This is a genomic window from Sphingomonas zeae, assembly GCF_014197135.1.
Lineage (GTDB): Bacteria > Pseudomonadota > Alphaproteobacteria > Sphingomonadales > Sphingomonadaceae > Sphingomonas > Sphingomonas zeae.
The window spans coordinates 191,041-217,991 of sequence record NZ_JACIFA010000003.1 but is presented as its reverse complement, the minus strand read 5'-3'; the positions used below and the strand labels follow the sequence as shown (position 1 = coordinate 217,991).

General features: G+C 64.4%; 27 protein-coding genes and 1 tRNA gene. 16 read left to right on the top strand and 12 right to left on the bottom strand.

Annotated elements, in window-relative coordinates:
- Positions 1-82: 82 nt before the first annotated feature.
- Genes GGR45_RS06360 through hflX form a run of 4 tightly spaced genes read left to right on the top strand, consistent with a single transcriptional unit; the run spans position 83 to position 5,563 of the window.
- Positions 83-2,260: a sensor histidine kinase NtrY-like gene (locus tag GGR45_RS06360; RefSeq protein WP_246358087.1), complete on the top strand. Its 2,178-nt coding sequence runs from the start codon at positions 83-85 to the stop codon at positions 2,258-2,260.
- A 6-nt stretch (positions 2,261-2,266) separates the two neighbouring features.
- Complete coding sequence (gene ntrX / locus GGR45_RS06355) at positions 2,267-3,643, top strand: nitrogen assimilation response regulator NtrX (protein WP_175312169.1); 1,377 nt, start codon at positions 2,267-2,269, stop codon at positions 3,641-3,643.
- Between the two features lie 28 nt (positions 3,644-3,671).
- Positions 3,672-4,274, top strand: coding sequence for an RNA chaperone Hfq (gene hfq, locus GGR45_RS06350; protein ID WP_281394115.1), 603 nt, complete (start codon positions 3,672-3,674; stop codon positions 4,272-4,274).
- Complete coding sequence (hflX, locus tag GGR45_RS06345; RefSeq protein WP_175312171.1) at positions 4,271-5,563, top strand: GTPase HflX; 1,293 nt, start codon at positions 4,271-4,273, stop codon at positions 5,561-5,563. The genes hfq and hflX overlap by 4 nt, the downstream gene beginning before the upstream one ends.
- Here hflX and mazG read toward each other — a convergent pair.
- From mazG to radA, 10 genes are all read right to left on the bottom strand, one after another.
- Positions 5,544-6,260 carry a nucleoside triphosphate pyrophosphohydrolase gene (gene mazG / locus GGR45_RS06340; protein WP_217498029.1) on the bottom strand — a complete coding sequence of 239 codons (717 nt, stop codon included), beginning with the start codon at positions 6,258-6,260 and terminating at the stop codon, positions 5,544-5,546. The genes hflX and mazG overlap by 20 nt on opposite strands.
- A 65-nt stretch (positions 6,261-6,325) precedes the next feature.
- The gene (locus GGR45_RS06335) at positions 6,326-6,901 is read right to left on the bottom strand and encodes a retropepsin-like aspartic protease family protein (protein WP_246358086.1); all 576 of its coding nucleotides are present in this window, start codon (positions 6,899-6,901) and stop codon (positions 6,326-6,328) included.
- Complete coding sequence (locus GGR45_RS06330; RefSeq protein WP_175312173.1) at positions 6,898-7,662, bottom strand: MBL fold metallo-hydrolase; 765 nt, start codon at positions 7,660-7,662, stop codon at positions 6,898-6,900. Before GGR45_RS06330 ends, GGR45_RS06335 begins: the two co-directional genes overlap by 4 nt.
- On the bottom strand, positions 7,659-8,435 hold the full coding sequence (locus GGR45_RS06325) for a TatD family hydrolase (protein ID WP_175312174.1): 777 nt from the start codon (positions 8,433-8,435) through the stop codon (positions 7,659-7,661). Before GGR45_RS06325 ends, GGR45_RS06330 begins: the two co-directional genes overlap by 4 nt.
- Entirely contained in the window at positions 8,435-9,991 is a 1,557-nt protein-coding gene (gene metG, locus GGR45_RS06320; protein ID WP_175312175.1) for a methionine--tRNA ligase, read from the bottom strand. Before metG ends, GGR45_RS06325 begins: the two co-directional genes overlap by 1 nt.
- Positions 9,992-10,052: 61 nt before the next feature.
- Entirely contained in the window at positions 10,053-10,382 is a 330-nt protein-coding gene (locus GGR45_RS06315; RefSeq protein ID WP_175312176.1) for a DUF423 domain-containing protein, read from the bottom strand.
- A 3-nt stretch (positions 10,383-10,385) separates the two neighbouring features.
- Entirely contained in the window at positions 10,386-12,134 is a 1,749-nt protein-coding gene (locus tag GGR45_RS06310) for a cation:proton antiporter domain-containing protein (RefSeq protein ID WP_175312177.1), read from the bottom strand.
- A complete protein-coding gene (locus tag GGR45_RS06305) occupies positions 12,134-12,571 on the bottom strand; it encodes an iron-sulfur cluster assembly scaffold protein (RefSeq protein ID WP_175312178.1) in 438 nt (145 codons plus the stop codon). The genes GGR45_RS06310 and GGR45_RS06305 overlap by 1 nt, the downstream gene beginning before the upstream one ends.
- Complete coding sequence (locus GGR45_RS06300) at positions 12,568-13,134, bottom strand: CvpA family protein (protein ID WP_175312179.1); 567 nt, start codon at positions 13,132-13,134, stop codon at positions 12,568-12,570. The genes GGR45_RS06305 and GGR45_RS06300 overlap by 4 nt, the downstream gene beginning before the upstream one ends.
- A 103-nt stretch (positions 13,135-13,237) precedes the next feature.
- Positions 13,238-14,611 (bottom strand): DNA repair protein RadA, encoded by a 1,374-nt coding sequence (gene radA, locus GGR45_RS06295; RefSeq protein ID WP_175312180.1) that lies wholly within the window; start codon positions 14,609-14,611, stop codon positions 13,238-13,240.
- Between the two features lie 96 nt (positions 14,612-14,707).
- On the opposite strand from radA, the gene GGR45_RS06290 reads away from it, so the two are divergent.
- Complete coding sequence (locus GGR45_RS06290) at positions 14,708-15,850, top strand: glycosyltransferase family 4 protein (protein ID WP_175312181.1); 1,143 nt, start codon at positions 14,708-14,710, stop codon at positions 15,848-15,850.
- A 4-nt stretch (positions 15,851-15,854) separates the two neighbouring features.
- Here GGR45_RS06290 and GGR45_RS06285 read toward each other — a convergent pair whose 3' ends face one another.
- The gene (locus tag GGR45_RS06285; RefSeq protein ID WP_175312182.1) at positions 15,855-16,145 is read right to left on the bottom strand and encodes a DUF2218 domain-containing protein; all 291 of its coding nucleotides are present in this window, start codon (positions 16,143-16,145) and stop codon (positions 15,855-15,857) included.
- Positions 16,142-16,597 carry a PadR family transcriptional regulator gene (locus GGR45_RS06280; RefSeq protein ID WP_246358085.1) on the bottom strand — a complete coding sequence of 152 codons (456 nt, stop codon included), beginning with the start codon at positions 16,595-16,597 and terminating at the stop codon, positions 16,142-16,144. The genes GGR45_RS06285 and GGR45_RS06280 overlap by 4 nt, the downstream gene beginning before the upstream one ends.
- A 264-nt stretch (positions 16,598-16,861) precedes the next feature.
- Between GGR45_RS06280 and GGR45_RS06275 the strand changes: the two genes are divergently transcribed.
- The 11 genes from GGR45_RS06275 (at position 16,862) to accD (ending at position 26,892) form a co-directional block, all read left to right on the top strand.
- Positions 16,862-18,202 (top strand): replication-associated recombination protein A, encoded by a 1,341-nt coding sequence (locus GGR45_RS06275; protein WP_175312184.1) that lies wholly within the window; start codon positions 16,862-16,864, stop codon positions 18,200-18,202.
- Positions 18,186-19,046 (top strand): hypothetical protein, encoded by an 861-nt coding sequence (locus GGR45_RS06270; protein WP_175312185.1) that lies wholly within the window; start codon positions 18,186-18,188, stop codon positions 19,044-19,046. Before GGR45_RS06275 ends, GGR45_RS06270 begins: the two co-directional genes overlap by 17 nt.
- A 19-nt stretch (positions 19,047-19,065) precedes the next feature.
- Positions 19,066-19,140, top strand: a tRNA-Thr gene (locus GGR45_RS06265).
- A gap of 64 nt (positions 19,141-19,204) precedes the next feature.
- A complete protein-coding gene (locus GGR45_RS06260; RefSeq protein WP_175312186.1) occupies positions 19,205-19,900 on the top strand; it encodes an endonuclease/exonuclease/phosphatase family protein in 696 nt (231 codons plus the stop codon).
- Positions 19,900-22,182, top strand: coding sequence for a patatin-like protein (locus GGR45_RS06255; RefSeq protein WP_175312339.1), 2,283 nt, complete (start codon positions 19,900-19,902; stop codon positions 22,180-22,182). The genes GGR45_RS06260 and GGR45_RS06255 overlap by 1 nt, the downstream gene beginning before the upstream one ends.
- Positions 22,183-22,281: 99 nt before the next feature.
- Positions 22,282-22,593: a hypothetical protein gene (locus GGR45_RS06250; protein ID WP_246358084.1), complete on the top strand. Its 312-nt coding sequence runs from the start codon at positions 22,282-22,284 to the stop codon at positions 22,591-22,593.
- Between the two features lie 7 nt (positions 22,594-22,600).
- Positions 22,601-23,275, top strand: a complete 675-nt coding sequence (pyrF, locus tag GGR45_RS06245; protein WP_175312187.1) for an orotidine-5'-phosphate decarboxylase — start codon at positions 22,601-22,603, stop codon at positions 23,273-23,275.
- Between the two features lie 36 nt (positions 23,276-23,311).
- Positions 23,312-23,953, top strand: coding sequence for a phosphoribosylanthranilate isomerase (locus GGR45_RS06240; protein ID WP_175312188.1), 642 nt, complete (start codon positions 23,312-23,314; stop codon positions 23,951-23,953).
- A gap of 46 nt (positions 23,954-23,999) precedes the next feature.
- Positions 24,000-25,232 (top strand): tryptophan synthase subunit beta, encoded by a 1,233-nt coding sequence (trpB, locus tag GGR45_RS06235; RefSeq protein ID WP_175312189.1) that lies wholly within the window; start codon positions 24,000-24,002, stop codon positions 25,230-25,232.
- A complete protein-coding gene (gene trpA, locus GGR45_RS06230) occupies positions 25,229-26,041 on the top strand; it encodes a tryptophan synthase subunit alpha (RefSeq protein ID WP_175312190.1) in 813 nt (270 codons plus the stop codon). The genes trpB and trpA overlap by 4 nt, the downstream gene beginning before the upstream one ends.
- A complete protein-coding gene (accD, locus tag GGR45_RS06225) occupies positions 26,038-26,892 on the top strand; it encodes an acetyl-CoA carboxylase, carboxyltransferase subunit beta (protein ID WP_175312191.1) in 855 nt (284 codons plus the stop codon). The genes trpA and accD overlap by 4 nt, the downstream gene beginning before the upstream one ends.
- The last annotated feature ends 59 nt before the right edge of the window (positions 26,893-26,951 follow it).

Genomic DNA, 26,951 nt, shown 5'->3' with positions numbered 1-26,951 from the left:
TACGATTGCAACGATGTTGGCGCCCCTGAAGCCCGCTGAACCTGCCGAAGGACCGCGCTCTCGCTTTGCGGTGACCCCGCTTATGGAGGTCGCAGTCATCCTGGGGGCGGTCGCGGTCGCGATCGGCACCTATGTCTATATCGCCAGTCGCCATGACACGCAGGGCCTGATCGCGCCGCCGGTCATGGCGGGGCTGCTGGCGCTCAATCTGGTACCCGGCGTGCTCCTTTTGATGCTGCTCGGACGGCGGGTGGCGATGCGGCGCGCTGCCAGTTCGCCGGTCGGCGGCGGAGGACGGCTCCATGTCCGTCTGGTCGCGCTCTTCTCTCTGACCGCAAGCGTGCCAATCCTGCTTACGGTGGTCACCGCCTCGGTGCTGTTCCAGTCGTCGGCAGAGTTCTGGATTTCGGATCGCGCGCGCAAGGCGTTCGGCGACGCCATGGACATCGCGCGTCAATCCCAGCAGCAGATCATCAAGCGCTGGGTCGATACGGGTCGTGCCATGTCGCAGGATCTTGGACGTAACCTGCCCGCGCTTCGCGAGAACCGCCGCGATTTCCACGATTACCTCGTGCAGCAGACGGTGGTGCGTGACACGGTGGAGTCGGTCCTCTTCTCCTACGACCCGAAGCAGGGCTTCAAATTCTACGACTTCTTCAATCAGCCCTCGGACACCACCTTCCGCGAGTTGGTGACGCCCGAGATGATCCAGCAGGCGAGTAAGCTCAGCCGTCCTGAAGTAGGCATCAACGAACAGCGCGTCTGGGTTGTCACGCCCTTGCCCGAGGGCAACGGATTGATGCTCTATATCGGCACGCCGGTGAACGCCGAATTCCTCAGCAAGCAGCATTTCGCCGCGGAGGATGTGTTCGACGACTATCGCGCGCTTCAGGGACGGGCGCGGTCGCTCCAGTTGAAGTTCAACCTCGTCCTGTTTGCGATCGCCTTGCTGATCGTCGGCATTGCCGTCTGGATCGCCTTGGCGGTGGCGGACCGGCTGGTCCGCCCGGTCGGCGAGCTGGTCGATGCCGCGCGGCGGATCGCGGGCGGCGATCTGACCGCGCGCGTGCCCGATCCCAAGACCCGCGATGAGGTCGGTACGCTCGCTAACGCCTTCAACCAGATGACCGGCCAGTTGGAGCGCCAAAATACCGAACTTGTCACTGCGAATGCACAGCTCAACAACCGGCGCGCGCTGATCGAGGCGGTCATGGCCGGCGTATCGGCCGGGGTCGTGGCGGTCGGCCGTGATCGGCAGGTGCGGATCGCGAACAACTCCGCCGATATCCTGCTGGGCGCCGATCAAGACGGGCTTGTCGGCCGTAAGCTAGGAGAGGTCGCGCCCGAGCTGGACGAGCTGCTCGATCAAGGCCGGCGTGAGGCCACCGTACAAGTGGCGCTGCACGGTGACATGCGGACTCTGGCGGTGCGCATCGCGCAGACTGGCGATGGCCCCATTCTGACGTTCGACGATATTACCCAGCAACTGCTCGACCAGCGGCGCGCCGCTTGGTCGGACGTCGCGCGGCGCATCGCCCATGAGATCAAGAACCCCCTGACCCCGATCCAGCTCGCCGCCGAACGCCTTCAGCGGCGCTATGGCAAAGTCATCGGAGTGGAGGACCCGACATTCGGGCGTCTGACCGAGACGATCGTGCGGCAGGTCGGCGACCTGCGCCGGATGGTCGATGAATTCTCCTCGTTTGCGCGGATGCCCAAGCCTGTGTTCCGCGAGGAGGCGATCGCCGATATCTGTGCACAGGCGATGTTCCTGCACGAAGTCGCGCATCCTGAAGTCCGGTTCCAACTGGACCAGGACGAACCCCCACCGACCTTGGTCTGCGACCGCCGCCAGATGAGTCAGGCACTGACGAATATCGTCAAGAATGCGGTCGAAGCGATTGAATCCCGACCCGAAGGCATGACGGGCGGCAAAGTCGTGATGACCGTCGGCCAGCAGGGCGGCATGGTCACCATTACCGTGACCGACAATGGCATCGGCCTGCCGCCCGAGCGCGACCGGATCATCGAGCCCTATATGACGACGCGTGCGCGGGGCACGGGTCTGGGCCTCGCCATCGTCAACAAGATTATCGAGGAACATGCCGGCACGATCGGCTTTTCCGACAATCCCACCGGCGGCACCATTGTTTCAATGATGTTCGATGCCGGCGCCCTGGCGGCGCTGGATCATGGGGGCGCCGAACCCGAACTGGCTGGGGAGGGCCAGCTCACCGCTTTGACTCGTACCCGGACGTAAAAAATCATGGCTTTGGACATCCTCGTCGTCGACGATGAACTTGATATCCGCGAACTGGTCGCGGGCGTGCTGGAGGACGAGGGTTATGAAGCCCGCGTCGCCGCGGACAGCGATTCCGCGCTGGAGGCGGTGGCCGTGCGGCGGCCATCGCTCGTCCTGCTCGACGTCTGGTTGCAGGGGTCGAAGCTCGACGGGCTGGAACTGCTCGACGAGATCAAACGGCGTGATCCTTCGATCCCCGTTCTGGTCATTTCAGGCCATGGCAATCTGGACACGGCGGTCGCGGCGATCCGCAAGGGCGCAGCCGACTTCATTGAAAAGCCGTTTGAGGCGGAACGCCTGTTGTTGATGGTGGGGCGCGCGACCGAAACGGAACGGCTGCGGCGCGAAAACGCGTCACTTCGTGCCTCGGCGGGGCGCGAGACCGACCTGACCGGATCGTCGAGCGCGATCAACGGTATCCGCGCCACGCTGAAGAGGGTGGCGGCGACAGGAAGTCGGGTGCTCATCATGGGCGCGGCGGGCACAGGCAAGGAAGTCGCCGCCCGGTTGCTGCATGGCTGGAGCAACCGGGCCGACGCGCCGTTCGTGGTGGTCAGCGCCGCTCGCATGACGCCTGAGCGGGTTGAGGAGGAGCTGTTCGGCGTGGAAGAGGGGGGGGATTTGGTCCGCACCGGCCTTCTCGAACAGGCCCATGGCGGCACGTTGTTCCTCGACGAGATCGCCGACATGCCGATCGCGACCCAGGGACGTATCCTTCGCGTACTGACCGATCAGAGCTTTACCCGCGTCGGCGGCACACGTGTCGTCAAGGTGGATGTTCGGGTGGTATCGGCCACCGCGCGCGACCTGACCCAGGAAATCGCCGAGGGACGTTTTCGCGAGGATCTCTACTACCGGCTGAACGTCGTGCCGGTGACCATCCCCTCGCTTGCCGAGCGGCGCGAGGACATTCCTCCGCTGGTCGAGCATTTCATGGCGCACTATGCCACCGAGCGGAGGGTCCGCACCCCCGAGATCGCACCCGATGCGATGGTCGCGATGCAGTCCTATGACTGGCCGGGCAATGTCCGCCAACTCCGCAACGTCGTCGAGCGAACGATCATCTTGGCACCGGGCGACCGGGTCGGGCGGATCGACATGGACCTGCTACCGGCGGAAGTGCTGGGCGAGGGGGGCGATATGGGTAGCGGCGGAGCGACAGCGATCATGGGCGCGCCCTTGCGCGAGGCGCGGGAAAGCTGGGAGCGCGAATATCTGCGCATTCAGATCCGGCGTTTTTCCGGAAATATTTCGCGTACCGCCAGCTTCATCGGAATGGAACGGTCGGCGCTTCACCGCAAGCTGAAGCTATTGGGCATCAGCGAAACGCGAGAGGATTGATGATGGGGTGGGCGCCGCCTCTGGACGAATGCTCCTTGAAACCATAGATATTGAGCGCGCCCGGCACACGGGCGCAATTCCGACGCCGGGAAACGGCGCTACTCGCGGGCACGGATCCGCCAAGAACAAGGGCTTGACCATGGCCGACAAACAGGGTTCGCTGCAGGACCTGTTTCTGAATGCACTGCGCCGATCCAAGGCGCCCGTAACCATGTTCCTCGTCAAGGGCGTGAAGCTCCAGGGGATCGTAACCTGGTTTGACAATTTCTCGGTGCTGCTGCGCCGCGACGGGCAGTCGCAGCTGATCTACAAGCACGCCATCTCCACCATCATGCCATCCGGTCCGCTGGACGTCGCCGCGATCGTAGACGGCGTCAACGAACATCAGCGCAAGAACCCACTCTTGCAGGAAATCTTCCTGAATGCGGTGCGCAAGTCTGAAGACCCCGTCACGATGTTCCTGATCAACGGCGTTATGCTGCAGGGACAGATTGCGGGCTTCGATCTGTTCTGCATGTTGCTGCAACGCGAGGGCATGGCGCAACTCGTCTACAAACACGCCGTCTCGACCATTCAGCCGGCACGTCCGCTGAACCTGGCCGAAGAGCAGGCGGGATCGGCCGAGGATTGAGCACAGGTTTCGATCGCGACCGGGGTGAGTTCACCCGCGGCGCCCGCACGGTCATCGTCCTGCCCGATCAGGGCGATGCCGCGCGCGACGCGGAAGCCCGTCTGGAGGAAACCGCCGGGCTTGCCATGGCAATCGGCCTGGATGTGGTCGAACGCGTGGCGTTGCGGGTCCGCGCGCCCAAGCCTGCCACGCTGATCGGCAGCGGACAGGTCGAACAGGTTGCGCAGCAGGTGCGGATGGAAGAGGCCCAGCTGGTCATTTTCGACGCTTCGCTGACTCCGGTTCAGCAGCGCAACCTGGAAACCGCGCTGGAGGCCAAGGTCATCGATCGAACCGGCCTGATCCTCGAGATTTTCGGCGAACGCGCCGCGACGGCTGAGGGTCGGCTGCAGGTCGAACTGGCGCATCTCGACTATCAGGCCGGGCGTCTGGTTCGCAGCTGGACCCATCTGGAGCGGCAACGCGGCGGGTTTGGCTTTCTAGGCGGCCCTGGCGAGACGCAGATCGAGGCCGACCGTCGCATGATCCGTGACCGGATGGCGCGGTTGCGGCGCGAACTGGATCAGGTCAGTCGGACGCGCGGCCTTCATCGTGAACGTCGTCAGCGGGCACCCTGGCCGGTGATCGCGCTGGTGGGCTATACCAATGCCGGAAAGTCTACGCTTTTCAATCGGTTGACCGGCGCTCATGTCATGGCGAAAGATCTTCTGTTCGCCACGCTCGACCCGACTCTGCGGCAGATTTCATTGCCCGGTATCGACAAGGCGATCCTGTCCGACACGGTCGGCTTCGTCTCCGACTTGCCGACACAGTTGGTTGCGGCGTTCAAGGCTACGCTGGAGGAGGTGGTTTCAGCCGACCTGCTCATCCATGTCCGCGACATCGCGCATCCCGACACCGAGGCACAGCGCGCGGACGTCGAGGCAGTGCTGACCGAGATTGGCGTCGATCCGGAGACCCCACGCTTCGAGGCATGGAACAAGATCGATCTCATCGAAGGCGATGCGCGCGAGGATGTCCTGATCGAGGCCGAGCGGCGCGCCAATATCGTGGCTGTGTCGGCCATGACGGGCGAGGGGATTGACGACCTGATCGAACAGGTCGCGGCCGCGCTCACTTCGGGGCACCGTCGTTACCGGGTCACACTGGATGCGGGTGACGGGGCGGGGGCGGCCTGGCTTCACGCGCATGGAGAGGTGTTGGATCAAGCTATCGAAGGCGAGCAGGCGGTTTATGATGTCCGCCTTGCGGAGTCCGACTATGAGCGCTTCACCCGTCGCGATGCTTGACGGATTGCCATAGCGCTTCCTTGGCTTGCAGATCGAGCGCAGGAAAGGCTTCGCCCGCTTGGGCTTCCATTGCACGAAAGCGGCGCTCGAACTTGCCATTCGCATAGCGCAGCGCCGCTTCTGCATCGACGCCGCAATGGCGTGCCCAGTTGACGACCGAGAACAGCAGATCACCGAATTCCTCCGCCAGCGTCTCGGGCGGGGCTTCGGTGATTTCCTGAATTTCCTCGTCGACCTTTGCGCGCGATCCTTCTGTATCCGGCCAGTCGAAACCGACCCGTGCCGCGCGCTTCTGAAGCTTTTCCGCCCGCATCAAGGCGGGCAGGCCGAGTGCCACGCCATCCAACGTACCGTTCGCTGCCTTGGCCTGGCGTTCCTCGGCCTTGATCTGTTCCCACAGATGATGGCCACCACTGACATCGGCACCGAAGATATGCGGATGGCGCCGCTCCATCTTGTCACTGATCGCCGCAACGACATCGGAAAAGTCGAAAAGGCCATGGTCTTCGGCAATTTGCGCATGAAAGACCACCTGGAGCAGCAAATCGCCAAGCTCGTCTTTGAGATCCGCCATATCGCTGCGCGCGATCGCGTCGGCGACCTCATACGCTTCTTCGATGGTATAGGGTGCGACGCTCTCGAAGCTCTGTGCGACGTCCCATTCGCAGCCCGTCTGCGGGTCGCGTAGGCGCTTCATAATGGTCAACAGGCGATCCACAAAGCCACTCCTTCAAAGTCGATAATATATATTATGTAAAACAATTAGGTGGTCGCATTCAGGATCAAAACCCCCCGCTCGACGCGCCACGATCGTAACCGACGAAGGACGTTCATTCCGATAATGTCCTGCCTGCCGAAGCTCGGCGATACGTCCGCGCCGACGTCGTTCAACTGGATCGGGCCAATTGCCAGACTGGCGATGGTGGTATGCGATGCCGTGACCCGGCCGTTCGCCGTTTCGATCAAGCTGCCGAACGGACTTTCGTTCAGATCGAGCCCTGCTGCCCGCGCGGTCGCTTCGGACAAGGCGGTGGTCGTCGCCCCACTGTCGATCAACATCCGGCGCTCTACGCCATTGATACGGACATCGGCGTAGAAGTGCCCATCCTGCGCGATGGGAATGCGAACGATGCCGTCAGGCGATGCTCTACCCGGCCACAACTCGGCCAACCGCTCCCGTTGACCGACGACCAATAAGGCAGCGCTGAAAATGCCGATCCAGATCAGGACCATCCGTAAGGTCTGGCCGATAGGAATGCGCCGCGCCGCCAGAGCGCTGAGCGGGAGCAAGAGGATCAGGCCATAATAGACGATGTCCATGGCCCGGTCCGTGCTCAAGGAATGAGCTCCATGCCGTCATAGGCAGGTTCGACACGGGCTGGGAGTTCGCGACACAGGGTCGCATAATCCATCGACTGATCCATATGGATCAGAACGCTGTGGCGGGGCTTCAGCATTTCGATCCAGTGGAGCACGGTGGGCAGATCGGCATGGGCGGGGTGTGGACGTCGGCGAAGCGCATCGACGACCCATAGGTCGAGATCGGAATACAGTTCCGCCATTTCGGGCGTGAGCTCGTGAAAATCCGTCGCATAGCCGATGCTCTTGCCATCGCAGTCGAAGCGAAGACCTGCGGACAGGATACGCCCATGCGGCTGATCTACCGTTCGTACCCGAATCCTGCCGATCGTCAGTTCATCCTCGATCAGCGTCATCGTCGCAGTCGGTGGGTATCCGGTCTTGCCGCGAAAGACATAGCCGAAACGATTTTCGAGCGACGCGGCAGTGGTCGGCCTGGCATAGCCCGATATGGGCTCGCCCAAGGCATGGAAGATCTGACGAACGTCGTCGATGCCGTGGCAGTGATCGGCATGATCGTGGGTCCAGATCACGGCGTCGACCGTCCCTATCCCAGCGACGAGCAACTGCTCGCGCATGTCGGGGCCGGTATCGATCAGGATGCGGGTGCCCTCATCCTCGATAAGAGCCGAACAACGCATCCGTCGATTACGCAGCTCGGCAGGATCGCAAGCACCCCAGTCATTGCCGATCCGGGGGACGCCGGAGGACGTTCCACAACCGAGGATCCGGATTTTCACGCGCGCGTCTTTGCAAAGAGCCGGTGGAAATTCTCGGCTGTCGCGTGGGACAGTTGTTCCACCGTTTCCCCACGCAGTTCGGCAAGGAATTTGGCGGTGTCGGCGACGAAGGCAGGTTCCCCGGCCTTGCCTCTATGCGGCACGGGCGCCAGAAACGGTGCATCGGTTTCGACCAGCAACCGATCAAGCGGGAGGCGCGCGGCGGTTTCCTGCAAATCCTTCGCGTTCTTGAAGGTCACGATACCCGAAATAGATATATAAAAGCCTAACGCCAAGGCCTTATCGGCAAAATCGCCGCTGGCCGTGAAGCAGTGGATGACGCCGGGATAGGCCCCCTTCCCCATCTCCTCAGCCAGGATCGCGGCGGTATCCTCCTCTGCATCGCGCGTATGCACGACAAGTGGCAGGCCTGTTTCACGGCACGCGGCGATATGCGCGCGGAAGCTGTTCTGCTGACGTGCCCGGTCGCTATGCTCGTAATAGTAATCGAGCCCGCTCTCCCCGATGCCGACAACGCGCGGGTGTTGGGCTCGCTCGATCAGCCTGGCGGTATCGACATTGGGGTGCGCATCGGCCTCGTTCGGATGAATGCCGACCGTTGCCCAGACGTCGGGCTCCCGCTCGGCGGTGGCGATAACGGCATCCCACTCGCTTTCTCGCGTGGAGATGTTGAGCATCGCCGTGACGCCGCGATCCCGAGCGCGGGCAAGGAGCCCCGCCTGATCCTCGGCCAAGCCCTTGTAATTCAGGTGGCAGTGGCTGTCGGCGAGCATCAGCCTTCCGCCTCCGCTGGCATTTCCAGACGAGGAAAGGCCGGGGTCGGCGCGGCCAGCGGTACGCCGCTATCGGCGCGGCGGGCATACCATCCATCATCGTCGATCGCGGCATGATTACGATCGTCGGCGCCCAGGGTGTCGAGGATGAGCCCTGCCCCGCGCGGCGTAACCGGCAGGATCGCGATGGCAAGCATCCGGATCGCGCGGACCAGTGTGCCGAGAACCGCGTGCATCCGGTCGGGATCGGTCTTGCGCAGCGACCAGGGCGCCTGGACGTCGATATACTGGTTGCAGGCATAGACGCCGCGCATCCAGGTCTCGATCCCCTGGCTGAGCATCAGATCCTCGAACGCGGTCTTCAGTCCGGCACAGGCGACGACCACCTCCTCCAGCAGCATGGCGTCGGCAGGATCGCTGCGCCCGGCTTCAGGCAAGGCGCCTTCCAGATTCTTGGCAATGAACGACAGGGTGCGCTGTGCCAGATTGCCGAAGCTGTTGGCGAGTTCGGCATTGACGCGGGTTACGATGGCTTCCGCCGAATAGGACCCGTCCTGTCCGAAACTGACTTCACGCAGAAAAAAATAGCGGAGAGCATCGACACCGAATGCATCGGCCAGCCCCATCGGGTCGACGACGTTGCCGACCGACTTGGACATCTTCTCGCCCCGGTGGAGCAGAAAGCCATGGCCGAATACCGACTGCGGCAGCGGCAGGTCGGCCGACATCAGAAAGGCGGGCCAATAGACCGTGTGGAACCGAACGATGTCCTTGCCGATCAGGTGCAGATTGGCAGGCCAGAAACGCGCCAAATCGCCATCCCGGTTCGGATAGCCGGTGCCGGTCAGATAATTGGTCAGCGCATCGACCCAGACATACATGACGTGGCCCGGACTGTCGGGCACGGGCACGCCCCAGTCGAAGCTGGTGCGCGACACCGATAGATCGGACAGGCCACCCTCGACAAAGCGCATCACTTCGTTGCGGCGGCTTTCGGGGCGGATGAAATCAGGATTGTCGCGGTATAAGTCGAGCAGCGGCTGCTGATATTTGGACAGGCGGAAAAACCAGGTTTCCTCCGCCGTCCACTCCACCGGCGTTCCCTGCGGCGACAGCTTGGTGCCATCCTCGCCAACCGTCAGTTCGCCCTCGTCGTAAAAGGCCTCGTCGCGGACCGAATACCAGCCTTCATAACGGTCGAGATACAGATCACCCTTGGCCTGCATCGCCTGCCAGATGGCTTGACTGGCGGCATAGTGATCGGCGTCGACCGTACGGAGGAATCGATCATAGGAGATATCAAGGCGATCAGCCATCACATGGAAATGGCTGGACATTTCGTTGGCGAACTCACGCGTCGAAATGCCGCGCGCGCGCGCTGCTTGCGCCATTTTCAGACCATGTTCGTCGGTGCCGGTCTGAAACAGGACATCGCGGCCTGCCTGACGCTGGAACCGGGCGATGACGTCTGCCGCCACCATCTCATAGGCATGGCCGATATGCGGGCGGCCATTGGGATAGTGGATGGCGGTGGTGATATAGAATGGGTCGGCCATGGCCGGTCCCTAGAACATCCCCTCGCACAGGTGAAGCCCGTCCCGCCAGGCGCGAAAATGCTCAGCCGCGAAGCGACCATGCCAGCCAAAGCCAGCCCAGGATCAAAAGCGTGCCCCCGACCGGCGTGACGGCCCCCAACCAGCGCGGTGCGCCAACGGCCATGGCATAGAGCGTGCCCGCAAAGATCGCGGCCCCGATGACGAACGTCCAGGCGACGCCCCTTGCTTCCATCCGCACGGCGACAAGCGCAGCGACGGCGTGAATGAGCTGATACTGGCCGCCGGTTCGCAGCCATTCGACGGCGGCACCTTCCGCTCGGTGCGCGCCAAAGGCGCCGGCCGCGATTGCGATCGCCCCGGACAATGCTGCCAGAATCGCCACCAGCCCCATGATTCAGCCTTTCCGTTCGTCCTGCGTGATGATCCGATCGCTGGCGGCCCGCAGGTCGCCCGCTGCGGCCTGGGCAGCGAGCCTTTCCTTGTCGCGGGCGCGATACATGGTTTCCACTCGGTCGATCTCCGCATGATCGATTTTCAGGCTCCCCAGCGCGAGCCGGGCCATCTTCACCGCCGACTCCAGCACCTCACGCACGACATAGGAGGCGGGACCCCCTTTCAGACGAAGCACGGCGCGCCGGTCATAGGCGCGGACGAAGATCGACGCATCGGGGAAAGCCGCATGGACGCTTTCCAGCAATTCCAGCGTGATCTGGTCATCGTCCAGACAAAATAGGATCAATTCCGCTTCCGCCGCACCCGCCTGGCGGAGCAGGTCGAGCCGGGTGCCGTCGCCATAATAGACCTTGGCGCCGAAGGAAGCCGCGATGTCGATCATCTCGATGTCGCGGTCGATCAACGTCACCGGAATGTCGCTGGCGATCAGCATTTGCGCGACCGTCTGGCCGAACCGGCCATAGCCAACGATCAGGGCATTGGCGCCATCGGTTACCGGCCCGTCGCGCTGGCCGCCGCGGGTGATGACCGGTTCTTCGCGGATGCGGCGCGTGGCTCCCATCAGGAACGGTGTCGTCGCCATCGACAAGGTGATGATCGCGCCAAAAAGGCTCGCTGCTTCCGGTGCGATCAGATAGCCTTGCTGCGCCTGAGCAAAGAGAACGAAGCCGAACTCACCGCCCTGGCTCATGAGCAGACCCAGCGCGAGGGCGGAGCGCCAGTTCATCTTGAACGCCAGCCCGATCAATGAAATCACCAGCGCCTTGGTCGCGATCAGCGCGAGCGCCATGACCGCAACGAAGACCGGCCGATGTGCGATGGCTGGCAGATCGAGCATCATGCCGACCGCCAGAAAGAACAGGCCGAGCAGGATCGAACGGAACGGCTCGACATCCGCTTCCAGCTCGTGCCGGTAGGGGCTGTCGGCGAGCATCACGCCCGCGATGAACGCCCCCAGTGCGGTCGACAAGCCAAGCAACTCCATGACCGCCGCGCTGGCGACGACCGTGAACAGCCCCGCAAAGACGAACATCTCACGCTCGCCCATATTGCCGATCAGGCGGAACAGGGGCCGCAACAGGAAACGTCCGGCCAGGATCAGACCGATGATCGCTCCCACCGTCTCCAACGCCAATATCCAGCCCGGTGGTCCGGCATGATCGGCAGGATTGCGCGACATCGCCGCGACGATCGTAATGAGCGGGACGATCGACAGATCCTGAAACAGGAGGATCGAAAAGGCCCGTTCTCCAAAGGGCGTTCGCATCCGCCCGGACGATTGCAGCATCGGCAGCACCTGCGCCGTCGAAGACAAAGCGAGCGGCAGGCCGAGTGCAAAGGCGGCCTCAAGCGAGAAGTGCGCCAGCATCACGATGCCCGTGATCGCCAGCCCGCAGGCCACGACCTGAAGCAAACCCAGCCCGAAAATCTCGTGCTTCATCCGCCAAAGCCGGGCGGGATTCAGTTCCAGCCCGACGATGAACAAGAGGAGCGTGATGCCGATCTCAGCGATGCCCAGCTTAGACTCGGCATCGCCGACCAACCCCAGAACATGAGGACCAACGACCGCGCCGGCAATGAGATATCCCAGCGTGGCGCCCAGCCCCAACCGGCGAAAGATCAGAACGAAGATCAGTCCGAACCCGAACAGGATCGCACCGTCGCGAAGCAGCGATACCTCGGCGTGCATCAGCGGTGCGATCCCGCGGCGGCGGCCTCCGCCGCCTGCGCGGCCGCTTCGAACGCCAGACGGATCGAGGGGTGCCGCGCGGTATAGGTCAGCGCCGGGGCGAAGATATCCAGGCCGGGCCAGGCAGGTGCATCGCCCTGCCCTGCCTCGAGCCACGCGGCGAGTTCGTCCCGTGCGGCGGCCAGTTCGGTGACGCTGCGCCCGATGACATGGGCGGACAGCAGCGCCGCGGATGCCTGCCCCAGCGCGCAAGCGCGGACCAGCATCCCCACCTCCGCCACGCGGCCCGCTTCGTCGAGGTTGACGTCGACCGTCACCCGGCTGCCGCAAATGGGGGACCGGCGCTCGGCGCTGGCCATAGGATCGCGCAGGCGCTGGTCGTGCGGAATCGCCGTGGTCAGCCGCAGGATTTCCGCATTGTAGAGGGGCGCGTTCATGACGAGGTCTCGCTGCTGTTGGTCATGCCCGAACCGGCGCCGGGGGTGGGCGCGCCGAAAACGGGCAAGCCGCGACGGCGACGATCGACGAAATCGGCGATCCCGGCGCTGGTTGCGTTCAAGAGCTTGTAGGTACGGCTCTTGACCATCCACTCGGGCCTGCGCGCGGGGCCGCCGCTGACCGTGTCGATCAGAAGGGCGACGACGAGGAAGACCAGGCTGGCAAGGATCAGTCCCTTCAAAGCGCCGAAGCCGAAGCCCAGCGCGCGGTCGACCGGGCCTAACACGGAGGTGCGCGTCCGCTGTCCGATGGCCCGTGCGATCATTCGTCCGCCCAGATAGGTGACGCCGACGATCAGCGCAAATGCCAGAACCGCCGCGCCCGACACGGTACCCACCACCCCGGTCAGCGTCTGCGCCAAAGCGATGTGGAACATCTTCAGCGCCGCGACGATCGCGACCCAGGCGAACAGGGCGAGCACTTCGGTGACGAAGCCCCGCATGAAACCCTGTATCGCCGCGCCGAACACCGCGATCAGGACAAGAATATCTAGGGCCGTCAACGCCTGCTATCCCATATCTCGGTTCGCCCATGAACCACGCCCGTTACGGATCGCCAAGTCCGCCATGGGGCAAGGAACGGGCATGGCGTCGCCTGGCCCTTCGCTAACCGCGACCCAGCATATGGTCAACGAACTCCGCCAGGGTGCGAAAGCCCGTCATGCGCAAGCCTCCTTCGTCGCCCGCCATAGCCCGCGGCAACATCGCCTTTTCGAAGCCCAGTTTACCTGCCTCCTTCAATCGGAGCGCGCCGTGTGCGACCGAACGGATCTCACCCGACAGTGCGATTTCGCCAAAGACGATCGCATCGGCAGGCACCGGCCGCTCGGACAAAGCCGAGATCAGCGCGGCTGCCACCGCCAGGTCGGCGGCGGGGTCCTGCACCCGGTATCCGCCCGCGATGTTTAGATAGACTTCCGCCGACGAAAAGCTCAGTCCGCACCGCGCCTCCAGCACGGCCAGGATCATCGCCAGTCGACCGGTATCCCATCCGACGACCGCGCGCCGGGGCGTCGCGCCCGATGCCAGCCGGACGGTCAGCGCCTGGATTTCGACCAGCACCGGCCGCGTGCCCTCCAGCGCGGGAAATACGGTCGCGCCGGTCACCCCCTCCTCGCGGCTCGTGAGGAATAGCGACGATGGATTGCCGACCTCGGTCAGCCCCTCGGTCTGCATCGCGAAGACGCCGATCTCGTCGGTGCCGCCGAAACGGTTCTTGATCGCACGCAGGATGCGATACTGATGGCTTCGTTCGCCTTCGAAGGCGAGGACCGTGTCCACCATATGTTCCAACACGCGCGGACCCGCGATCGAACCGTCCTTGGTGACATGGCCGACCAGCACGACGGCGGTGCCACGTTCCTTGGCGAAACGGATCAGTTCCTGACCCGAGGCGCGGACCTGGCTGACCGTGCCGGGGGCGCCCTCGATCAAGTCGGAATGCATCGTCTGGATCGAGTCGATGATGAGAAGCGCGGGCGGCGTTCCGATCGACAAGGTGGTCAGGATGTCGCGAACCGAGGTTGCCGCCGCCAGCCTCACGGGTGCCTGGCCAAGACCCAGCCGGCGCGCGCGAAGTCGCACCTGATCGGCCGCTTCTTCGCCGGAGACATAGGCCACCGGCTTGCCCGCCAGTGCCAGCTTGGCTGCCGCCTGAAGCAGCAGCGTCGACTTGCCGATCCCCGGATCGCCACCGATCAGCGTCGCCGAACCCTCCACGAAACCACCGCCCAGCGCGCGGTCCAGTTCGGCGATGCCGGTCGCCATCCGGTCGGGCAGCGGAATATCGGCGTCCAGGCCGACCAGTTGGATCGCCCGGCCGCCCCCTTGCAGATTATGCTTGGCGGCAAACGGCGTCAGTTGCACCGGCGCTTCTTCGAGCATCGTGTTCCATTCGGAACAATCGGGGCATTGCCCCTGCCAGCGTGACGACACCGAACCGCAGGATTGGCAGACATAACGCTTCTGGATCTTGGCCATGTCGTTCTTCTAGCGGGAGCGGAACGAAAATGGAACGGATTTGATCGGCCAGCAGGAGTGGCCTTTGCGCCGCCGCCCGGCTATGGGGCGGCCTCCATGATCCCAGAAAAGTTTCGTGTCGCGCTGTTCAGCGGCAACTACAATTACACGCGCGACGGCGCGAACCAGAGCCTGAACCTGCTGGTCGGCCATTTGCTCGAGCGGGATGTCGCCGTGCGAGTCTATTCGCCGACCTCGTCGACCCCGGCCTTTCCCCCCGTCGGCGACCTGGTCGACGTGCCGGCCATTCGCCTGCCCTTCCGTGCGGACTATAAGCTGGCGCGCGGGCTTCCGGCCAAGGTCCGCGCCGATCTCGAGGCGTTCGCGCCCAATATCGTCCACGTTTCCGCGCCGGAGTTTCTGGGCCATGCCGCCGTGCGCTGGGCTCGGGAAAAGGACGTTGCGTCGATCGCTTCGGTCCATACCCGGTTCGAGACCTATCCGGCTTATTATGGCCTGGGTTTTCTGGAGCCGGCGATCATCAAATTGCTGACCCGCTTCTACAACAAATTCGACCGGATCGTCGCCCCCAGCCCCAGCATGATCACGCTATTGCGCGGTTGGGGCGTGACGCCGCCGATGAGCATCTGGTCGCGGGGTATCGATCACGACCGCTTCCGCCCCTCGCGCCGAAGCCTGGAGTGGCGGCGTTCGCTGGGCATCGCGGACGGTGACGTGGCGATCGGGTTTCTGGGGCGGCTGGTCAAGGAAAAGGGTCTCGACGTGTTTGCCGACGCCCTGGCCGAGTTGCGGCGGCGCGAGGTGGCCCACAAGGTCCTGGTCGTCGGCAAGGGTCCGGCACAGGACTGGTTCGCGAAGGCGACACCCGATGCGATTTTCGCTGGCTATCAAACGGGCGACGATCTCGGCCGCGCGGTGGCGTCGATGGACATCTTCTTCAACCCCAGCGTGACCGAGACGTTCGGCAACGTCACGACCGAGGCGATGGCGGCGGGCGTGCCCGTCGTGGCTGCGAACGCCACGGGCGCGATGGACCTCGTGGCGGACGGGGAAACCGGCTATCTGGTCGGCGCTCGCGATATCAAGGGCTATGCCGACGCGCTGGAGCGGATCGCCACCGATCAGGCCCTGCGCCGCCGGTTCAGCGGCGCGGGACAGGCTCGCGTCGCCGATTACCGGTGGGACAAGGTGAATGATGCGGTGCTGCACGCTTATCGCATGATGTTCGCCGGGCGCTGATCGTTTAACCGTCGCGCCAGTCGAAGGTCAGCGGTGCCTCGCGAAAGGCGAAGCGGTCAAGATGGCTGGCGACGACGTCCTGCATTCGTGCGACGTCGCCGTCCTCGGGCACGGTCAGCACGATGTCGAGCGTGTCGCTGTCGGCGCGCATGGCGAGCTTCGATCCATCGGGAAACAGGATCGTGCCTTCTTCCGCGGTGAAGGAAACCTGCATCTTATGGCTCCAATGCTTGGCGAGCTGCTGGAGATAGCGACTAGCCGACAGGGTCGGTACGCGGGCGACGGAAATGCTCACTTCAGTCGCTCCACCTTCTGGGCCAGGTCGTCGATCATCGCGGCAACCTGATACACCATGTCCTGCGGAGCTTCGCTGCCGCCGAAGCGTTCGACCACCGCCATCTTCAATCCCGCCATCGCCCGCCGGATTGGTGCGGCATCGACTCGTTGACGATGTTCGCCCAGCGCCCGGAGCCGAGTGAGCAACGCTTCGACCTGTTCGGCACGCTCTGCCAGATGCGCGCGCCCGGTATCGGTTGCGGCGAAGCGCTTCTTGGCACCCTCGGAATATTGCTCCTCGATAAAGCCCATTTCATCGAGCAAGGTGATCGTCGGATAGATAACGCCGGGGCTAGGCGCATAGGCGCCGCCGGTCATCGCCTCGATTTCGCGGATCAGGTCATATCCATGACGCGGTTCGTCGGCGATCAGCTTGAGCAGGATCAGCCGCAATTCGCCGCCGTCGAACATCCTCCCCCTGCGACCGCCGCCTGGCCCGCGCCGCCCGCTTCGCGGATCCCCGAAATCCCATTGCCCTTCGACCGGCGCAAAATTCCACCGGCTATGCCGCTGCCCATGGTCGTGGCCTTCCCTGTGAAAGTGCCTCATTGCGATACTCCATATCCGATCATGATGGGCTCAAGATACATCTTATGAAACGCGTTTCAAGATGCTCCTCGATATATCGTGGACCAAGAAGGTGACGGACCGGGTCAGCGCCCCTACATGTCGGCCATGGCCGATCTCTTCGCCGGTATGGACCCTGCCCCTGCCCCGTCCTCCTTGTCACCCGATGCGCCGCTGGCGGATCGGCTGCGTCCCGCGAAGCTGGCCGAGGTCGTCGGGCAGGATCACCTGACGGGGCCGGAGGGCGCGATCGGGCGGATGGTCGCCGCCGGGCGACTGTCCTCGATGATCCTCTGGGGGCCGCCGGGCACCGGCAAGACGACGATCGCGCGACTGCTCGCCGCGGAAGTGGGACTGCGCTACGCTGCGATCTCGGCCGTGTTTTCGGGCGTGGCGGACCTGAAGAAGGTCTTTGCCGAGGCGCGCGACCATGCCCGACTCGGGCAGCGAACTTTGTTGTTCGTGGACGAGATCCACCGCTTCAACCGGGCGCAACAGGACGGCTTTCTGCCCTTTGTCGAGGATGGCACAGTCACCTTGGTGGGCGCGACGACGGAAAACCCGTCTTTCGAACTCAACGCGGCGCTCCTCAGCCGCGCCCAGGTTCTAATCCTGCACCGGCTCGGCCAGACGGCGCTCGAACAGTTGCTGGAGCGCGCGGAAGCATTGATGCAGCGCCCCCTTCCCCTGCAACCCTCCGCACGCGATGCGCTGCTCGCAAGCGCGGACGGCGATGGTCGCTTCCTACTCAACCAGGCTGAAACGCTGTTCGCCGTAGACCTACCGGAGCCGCTCGACGCCGCCGGGCTTTCGGCGTTCCTGCAACGCCGGGTCGCGGTCTATGACAAGGATCGAGAGGGGCATTACAACCTGATCTCGGCGCTGCATAAGTCGATCCGGGGATCGGACCCTCAGGCCGCGCTCTATTATCTCGCCCGAATGCTGACGGCGGGCGAGGAGCCACTTTACGTGCTGCGGCGGCTGACCCGGACGGCGATCGAGGATATTGGGCTGGCCGATCCGCAGGCGCTGACCCAATGTCTGGCGGCCAAGGACGCTTACGAGTTCCTGGGTTCGCCTGAGGGAGAATTGGCGATCGTCCAGGCGTGCCTTTACCTCGCAACCGCCCCCAAATCGAATGCAGCGTACAAGGCGCAGAAACAGGCTTGGCGGACCGCGAAGGAAACCGGGTCGTTGATGCCGCCCGCCAATATCCTGAACGCGCCGACCAAGCTGATGAAGCAGATCGGTTATGGTGCGGGCTATCAGTACGACCATGATGCCGATGGCGGATTTTCGGGGGCGAATTACTGGCCCGAGGAGCTGCCGCCGCAGAGCTTTTATGAGCCTTCCGGGCGTGGCCTGGAAAAGCGGATCGCCGAGCGCATGGCCTGGTGGGACGAGCGCCGCCGCGCCGTGCAGGACGGCGGCGATGACCATCGCGCCTGACCGGTTCAGCGGCTTCGTCGCGATTGACTGGTCGGGCGCGCATGGCATCGCGCACCCCGGTATCAGGCTTGCCAGCTGTCAAATCGGTAACGCGGCCCCGACGATCGTCGCGCCCCCGGGCCGGGCCTGGTCGCGCGAGGGCGTCGCCGAGTGGTTGCTCGCGCGGGCCGACGAGCCGCTGCTGATCGGGTTCGACTTCAGCTTTTCGGCTCCGTTCGTTACGCGCGGCGCGCATCTTCCGGGTGATCCGCCCACGGCCGACGCGCGAGCGCTCTGGGCTTATGTGGACGAGAACAGCGACGATCCAGACCTGGGCGCACGCAGTTTCGTAGAGGCGCGGCGCGGGCGGCATTTCTACCTTAGCGCCGCAGATGGGGCGAAGGCGGACTTCCTCCACTGGCGTACATGTGAAATTGCCGCCGATGGCGGGCGCAAGCCCTCGACCGTCTATGACGCTATCGGCGCGTCTCAAGTCGCCAAGGCCAGCTTTGCCGGAATGCGGCTGCTCCGGCGTCTGGATGGGCGAATCGCGATCTGGCCGTTCGATCCGGTGCCGCCGTCCGGCGCGCTGGTCGTTGAAATCTACACGTCCGTGGCCGCCCGCGACGCCGGACGCCCTCGAGGGCGAAGCAAGATGCGAAACGCCCAGGCGCTGGATGATGCCCTGGCCGCGCTGGGCAGCCAGGTGCATGATCCGCTCGACCGCTATGACGACCATAGCACTGATGCGATCCTGACCGCTGCCTGGCTGCGGACCATGGTAATGCGTGATGACCTCTGGCATCCGACGCGCCTCTCCTGCGAAGTCGCACAAACGGAGGGCTGGACCTTCGGCGTGTCTTGACGCTAGGGGGATGGGCAACGCCGGATTAGCACAGCGGTAGTGCAGCGGTTTTGTAAACCGAAGGTCGGGGGTTCGATCCCCTCATCCGGCACCATTTTCCATTTCCTGACCATTTCGAAAACGGCACCAAAAGCCGGGCACTGCGTTACAGTGGCGGAATGATCAAGGTTGCCAGCTACAATATCCGAAAAGGCATCGGCGCGGACCGACGGCGCAATCCCGACCGCATATTGGACGTGCTGCGGGAGGTCGATGCCGATATAATCGCGCTTCAGGAGGCGGATCGGCGCTTCGGCGAGCGCGAGGGGGTGCTTCCGCTCCGCCTCCTCGATGACCATAGCGACTGGAAACCCATCGTCTATGGCATGAAGGCCCGTTCGATGGGCTGGCACGGAAATACGATCCTGGTCCGCAAGTCGACTCAGGTTCTGGATTTCGAGGCGATCCACCTGCCCTCATTGGAACCGCGCGGCGCCGTCATGGCGGATCTGCGAACCAAGGCCGGGGTGATCCGGGTCGTTGGCATGCATCTCGACCTGTCGGGGCTTTGGCGGAGGAGGCAGGCAGCGGCGATCCTCGCGCATCTGGCGAGCTGTCTGCATCGGCATCCGACCGTCATGATGGGTGATCTCAACGAATGGACCCGCGCGGCGGGGTGCCTGAAGGATTTTACCCGCGATTTCCTCGTGGCGGAGACGGGGCCGAGCTTTCACGCCATGCGGCCAATCGGGCGGCTCGACCGGATCATGGTGTCGCCCGAACTGCGGATCGGCGCGTGTGGCGTCCACGCGACCGCGGCCTCGCGCCGGGCGTCCGACCATCTGCCCATCTGGGCGACGATCGGCCCCCGCTGATGCGCGAAAAGGAACTGCGGCTCGCGCTGGTTTGCTATGGCGGAATCAGCTTGGCCGTCTACATGCACGGCATCACTAAGGAAATCTGGCGCATCGTACGCGCCAGCCGTGCTTCGCATGAAGGCGACCCCCCTGCCTCGGCGGTCGATGCCGTCTATCACGAACTTCTGGACGAGATGGCGGAGCGCGGGGGCATCCGCGTGCGCATCCTCGCCGATATCATCGCGGGCGCCAGCGCGGGCGGGATCAACGGCATTTTCCTCGGTCATGCCATGTCGACCGGCCAGTCGCTCGATCCGCTCACCGACCTGTGGCTGGAAGCCGCGGATATCGAGTCGCTGATCGCGCCCGAAGCTGCTCCGACTTCGCGCTTTTCCAAGATGTGGGCGCTGCCCATCGCCTGGATGGCGGCGGGGCGCAGCGGCGAGAAGGTCGAGGCTCTGGATGACGACACGCGTGAGGAAGTGCGCGCCAAGCTCGGCCATCTGGTCCGATCACGCTGGTTCGAGCCTCCCTTTGCCGCCGACGCCTTTACTGGGCGTCTGCTGGAAGCGTTCGACCGTATGGCAGAGGCACCGGCGGGCAAGCGGCTGTTGCCGCCGGGCCAGCCGCTTGATCTGTTCGTCACGGTTACGGACTTTACGGGTCAGCCGCAGCGGCTGCGCCTCCATTCGCCGGGCGAGGTGGTGGAGACCGAGCATCGGATGGTTGTCGACTTCACCGACAGCGGCGATGGCAAATTGGGGGCGATCCCCGAACTGGTGTTCGCCGCGCGCGCGACGTCGAGCTTTCCCGGCGCTTTCCCACCCTTTACCGTGGGCGAACTCGACCGGGTGCTGACAGCGCGCGATCAGAGCTGGCCCGAGCGGGACGATTTCCTTCGCCGTGTCCTGCCTCGCCATCATGCGGCGGGCGCGGCGGACAAAGCAGTGCTTATAGACGGATCGGTGCTGGTCAATGCGCCCTTTCGGCCCGCCATCGACGCGCTCGGCCGGCGTCCAGCCCGGCGGCAGGTCGATCGCCGCTTCGTCTATATCGATCCGTTTCCGGGGATGCACTTCCGCTTGCCCGGCGGCGGGGGGCATCCCGGTTTCTTCCAGACGATCATCGGGGCGATCAGCGAATTGCCTCGCCAGCAGCCGATCCGCGACAATCTGGAGGCGATCGCGGCGCGCTCGGCGAGGATCGACCGGATGCAGGCGATCCTCGCCGCGATCCGTGGAGAGGTGGAACAGGAGGTCGAGCAGCTGTTCGGCGGCACCTTCTTCCTCGACCGCCCGACCGCCACGCGCCTCGCCTCTTGGAGAGTGAGAGCGCAGGCCGCAGCCGCGGCGAAGGCGGGGTTCAGCTATGCCGCCTATGGCCATTTGAAGCTGGCCAATGTCATCGACGGCATGGCTGTGATCCTAGCGCAAGCGATCGGCGACGAGGTGCCCCAACGCCGCCACCGTCTGCGCGCAATGATCGAGCGGACCATCGCCGTCCGATCCGTGGGGGCGGACGCCATCAGTTTCACCGGCGGATCGAGCAACGGTGCCCGCGCCTTTTTGCGCGCCTTCGACCTCGGCTATCGCATCCGCCGTCTTCGACTGCTCGCCCGACGACTGACCGAGTTGGAGGCCGAGCATAGCGAGGCGCAACTGGCCCCTGTCCGGGACGCCATCTACGAATCGCTTGCCGAGTTCTTGCAGCGCCAGAGCGGCAGCGCGCAGGCCGAATGGGCCGATGACATCCGAGCGATCCGTGACGATGGCGGCCCGGTGCTGGATCAATTGCAAGCCAGGCTCGACCTAATCCGGCTCGACGGCGAAACCGATGCCCGGCTGGCGGCCGCCTTTTCGGGCCTTCCCCGTGCAGCGCGGCGGACCATGTTGCTCACCTATCTGGGCTTTCCCTACTTCGACGTGGCTACCTTGCCCCTACTTCAAGGCGAGGGGTTGGACGAGTTCGACCCCATCAAGGTGGATCGCATTTCACCCGACGACGCCCCCGCCATCCGCGCCGGCGGGGCGGAGGCGACGCTCAAGGGCATCCAGTTCCTGACATTCGGCGCCTTTTTCAGTCGGAGCTACCGCGAGAACGACTATCTCTGGGGGCGGCTGCACGGGGCGGAGCGGATGATCGACATTGCCGTTTCCACCTTGCCATCGACCATTCGACTGAAACCGGGCGCAGTCGCGGCGTTCAAACGGCGGGCCTTTCTGGCCATCCTGGACGAAGAGGAGGAACGTCTCACCGCCATCGCCCCGCTGATTGCCTCGCTTCGCCGCGAGATCGGCTGAAGGCTGGTCATGCCCGACCAACGCGGCTAGACCGCATCGCCAAGCGAGGTTCTGCCGCCCCGTCAGGTGGGTGGCGGACACAGTGATGCGGAGAAACCCATGCAGTTCCTGAAAATGCTGTTCTGGTGTCTGCTGGCCTTTCTGGCCGCGGCCTTCACGCTGGGGAACTGGACGACCGTGCCGATCCGGCTGGTTGGCGGCCTCGTGGCGGACGTGAACCTGCCGCTGCTGCTGTTCCTGACTTTTCTGCTCGGGCTGGTGCCGACGTTGATCTGGCAGCACACCGCACGCTGGAAGCTGCGCCAGCGGTTGAGCGCTGCCGAGCGTTCGCTGGCCGCCGTGTCGACTGAGACCAGCGCTTACGTGGCGCCCGTCCAATCTGTCACCCCCAACACCCAGCCGACGGTCTGATCCCTTCATGAGCAATCGCATCTACGTCGCCATTGACACCCCTGATCTGGCCCGCGCTCAGGCGCTGGCGCACAAGGTCCGCCACCATGTCGGGGGGCTGAAGCTGGGGCTGGAGTTTTTCTGCGCCCACGGCGCGACAGGCGTGCGCGAGATGGCGCATATCGGTCTGCCCATCTTCCTTGACCTCAAGCTGCACGACATCCCCAATACGGTGGCCAAGGCGGTTCAGGCGCTCGGTCCGCTTGCCCCTGCCATCCTGACGGTCCATGCCAGCGGCGGGCGCGCGATGCTGGAGGATGCGAAGGCGGCCGCGCCCACAGGGACCAAGGTGGTCGCCGTTACCATGCTGACCAGCCTTGACGCGAGCGACCTCGCCGAAACCGGCGTCATCGGCTCGCCGGCCGATCATGTCCGTCGCCTGGCCGACCTGGCTGCCGAGGCGGGTGTAGACGGCATCGTCTGCTCAGGCGAAGAGGTCGCGGCGGCAAAGAGATCGTGGCCGAAAGGCTTTTTCGTCGTTCCTGGCGTGCGCCTGGCCGATAGCGTGATCGGCGACCAGAAGCGCGTCGTCACGCCGCGCGCGGCTGTCGATGCCGGGGCCTCGATCCTGGTCATCGGCCGTCCGATCACCCAGGCGGAAGACCCCGACGCCGCCGCGCGGGCGATCGCGGGCACGCTCTAAGCACGTTTTTCGGACCCTCCCATTCGGGAAACGATCATGTCGACCACTGCCAAGATCTGCGGATTGACGACGCCCGCCACGCTCGACGCCGCCCTGGGCGGTGGGGCAAGCCATGTCGGTTTCGTCTTCTTCCCCGCCTCGCCCCGCCACCTCACCTTCGATGTCGCGGCGGGATTGGCCGGGCGGGTGCCCGATCACGTTCAGCGGGTCGGCGTATTCGTAGACCCCGACGATCAGCTTCTTGAGGCGGCGGTGCGCGCCGGGATGCTGGACGCGATCCAGCTTCACCGCACGGCCCCGGCGCGTGTCGCCGCGATCCGCTCAAAGTTCGACCGGGAAGTCTGGGCGGCGGTCGCGATCAAGCTGCGCGCCGATGTCGAGAAAGCCCGAGACTATGCGGGGGCGGCAAGCCTAGTCCTTTACGATGCCAAGACCCCGGACGACGCATCCCTGCCCGGCGGCATGGGCCTGCGCTTCGACTGGAGTCTGCTCGACGGAGTCCGCCATCCGCTGCGTTGGGCGCTTTCGGGCGGCCTGGACGCCGGTAACATCGCCGAGGCGATCCGCCGAACCGGCGCGCCGTTGGTCGACGTATCCTCGGGTGTCGAGAGCGCGCCGGGCGTCAAGGATATGGACAAGATCGCGACGTTCCTTAAAGCCGTTGCGACAAATCAGTGACAGGATCGTTTGCAGGCTTCGCCACGCAACGCCCAAGGGATACGAGATGAACGCCCCCAACTCCTTCCGCGCCCAGCCCGACGAGCGCGGCCATTTCGGTGACTATGGCGGCCGCTACGTCGCCGAGACCCTGATGCCGCTGATCCTCGACCTGGAACGCGAATACCGCGCATCGCAGGTTGATCCGGCATTCAAGGCCGAGTTCGACAGCCTGATGACCCATTATGTCGGGCGCCCTAGCCCGATGTATTATGCCGAGCGTATGACCGAGATGCTGCGCAACAGCGCCCCCGAGGGCAAGGGGCCGAAGGTCTATTTCAAGCGCGAGGAACTGAACCACACCGGCGCGCACAAGATCAACAACTGCATCGGCCAGATCCTGCTCGCCAAGCGGATGGGCAAGACCCGCATCATCGCCGAGACGGGCGCGGGCCAGCATGGCGTGGCGACCGCGACCGTCGCGGCGCGTTTCGGCCTGCCCTGCACCATCTTCATGGGCGCGCGTGATATCGAGCGGCAGGCTCCCAACGTCTTTCGCATGAAGCTGCTCGGCGCGGAGGTGCATTCGGTCACTTCGGGCGCACAGACGCTCAAGGATGCGATGAACGAGGCGCTGCGTCACTGGGTCGCCAATGTTCACGACACCTTCTACATCATCGGCACGGCGGCGGGTCCGCACCCCTATCCGGAGATGGTCCGTGACTTTCAGTCGGTGATCGGCACGGAGTCGCGTGCGCAGATGCTGGAGGCGGAAGGCCGTCTGCCCGATCTGCTGGTCGCGGCGGTCGGTGGCGGCTCGAACGCGATCGGCATGTTCCACCCGTTCCTCGACGATCCCGACGTGAAGATGCTGGGCATCGAGGCAGCGGGCCATGGCCTCGCCACTACCCAGCATGCCGCCAGCCTCACCGGCGGCAAGCCGGGCATCCTGCACGGAAACAAGACCTATCTGCTGCAGGACGAGGACGGCCAGATCGCCGAGGCGCACTCGATTTCGGCGGGCTTGGATTATCCAGGCATCGGGCCGGAGCATAGCTGGCTGAACGACACCGGCCGCGTCGTCTATGAGGGCATTACCGATAGCGAGGCGCTCGACGCTTTCCAGCTCTGCTGCAAGATCGAGGGGATCATCCCCGCGCTGGAAAGCAGTCACGCCTTGGCCGGGCTCATCAAGAAGGCCCCGACGATGGACCGCGACCAGATCGCGCTGGTCAACATCTCTGGTCGGGGCGACAAGGATATCTTCACCGTCGCCGACGCGATGGGAGTGAAGATGTGAGCCGGATCGCCGATGCCTTTGCGGCCTGCTCTGATGCAGGCCGCGCCGCGCTCGTCGCTTTCGTGACGGCGGGCGATCCAACGCCGGCCGACACCGCCGCGATCCTCGACGCGCTGGTCGACGGGGGCGCGGATGTGATCGAGCTGGGGATGCCCTTCACCGATCCGATGGCCGATGGTCCTGCGATCCAGAAGGCCAATATCCGCAGCCTCGGCGCAGGTACGCGCACCGCCGATGTGCTCGCGATCGCCAAGTCGTTCCGCGAACGCCATCCGTCGGTGCCGCTGATCCTGATGGGCTATGCCAATCCGATGACGGTGCGCGGCGCCGAATGGTTTGCCGATGCGGCGGCCGAAGCGGGGGTAGACGGCGTGATCTGTGTCGACGTGCCGGCGGAGGAGGACGATGCGCTGGGCGTGGCGCTTCGGGCCAAGGGTGTGGCGTCGATCCGGCTCGCCACTCCAACCAGCGACGCCGCGCGCCTGCCGGCCATTTTGACGGGCGCGGACGGATTTCTCTATTATGTCTCGGTCGCGGGTATCACTGGCCAGCAACAGGCGGCGCAAGCCTCGATCGAGGATGCGGTCGCGCGGCTGAAGGCGGCGACCCGTTTGCCGGTTGCGGTCGGCTTCGGCGTCCGCACGCCGGAACAGGCGGCGGCGATCGGTCGCGTGGCCGACGGCGTCGTCGTCGGCTCGGCGATTGTTGATCTGGTGGGCGAGCATGGCGCATCTGCCCCCGCCCCGGTCCGCGCCTATATTCAAACCCTGTCGTCGGCACTGGCCGATGCACGCAAGGAACTCGCATGAGCTGGCTCAACAGCGTCCGCAACGTCATCCCCTTCGTCGTCAAGAAGGAGACGCCCGATCATCTCTGGCACAAGTGCAAGGGATGCGGGCAGATGGTCTTCACCAAGGAACTGGAAGACAATCTGAACGTCTGCCCGAAATGCGACCATCACGACCGCATCGGGCCGAAGGCGCGTTTCCGGCATCTGCTTGATGAAGGCAGCTGCAACGAACTGCCCGCCCCCAAGGTGCCGGAGGATCCGCTCAAGTTTCGCGACTCCAAGCGTTATGCCGATCGCCTGAAGGCGGCGCGGACCAGCGCTGCCGAAACCGACGCGCTGGTCAACGCCCGCGGCACCATCCTGGGCCACAAGGTCGTGATCGGCGTACAGGACTTCGCCTTCATGGGCGGCTCGATGGGCCTGGCGGTCGGCGAGGCATTCGTGCGCGGCGTTGAGGCGGCGATCGCCGATCACTGCCCCTATGTCATCTTCACCGCGTCGGGCGGCGCACGGATGCAGGAGGGCATTCTCAGCCTGATGCAGATGCCGCGTACCACTGTCGCGATCCAGATGCTGCACGATGCGGGCCTGCCCTATATCGTCGTGCTGACCGATCCGACCTCGGGCGGCGTGATGGCGGCCTATGCGATGCTGGGCGACGTTCAGATTGCCGAGCCCAAGGCCACGCTGGCCTTTACGGGCCGCCGGGTGATCGAGAACACGATCCGCGAGAAGCTGCCCGATGATTTCCAGACGTCGGAATATTATCTGGATCACGGGATGCTCGACATGGTCGTCCATCGCCGCGACCTGCGCGAGCGTCTGGCGACGGTCATCGGCTATCTGACCGGATCGCGTCAGGCTGCCTGAGCCGTCGCCTTTTCGCACCGATCGCATTAGGGGGCGGGCCGAGAGGTCCGCCTCTTTCA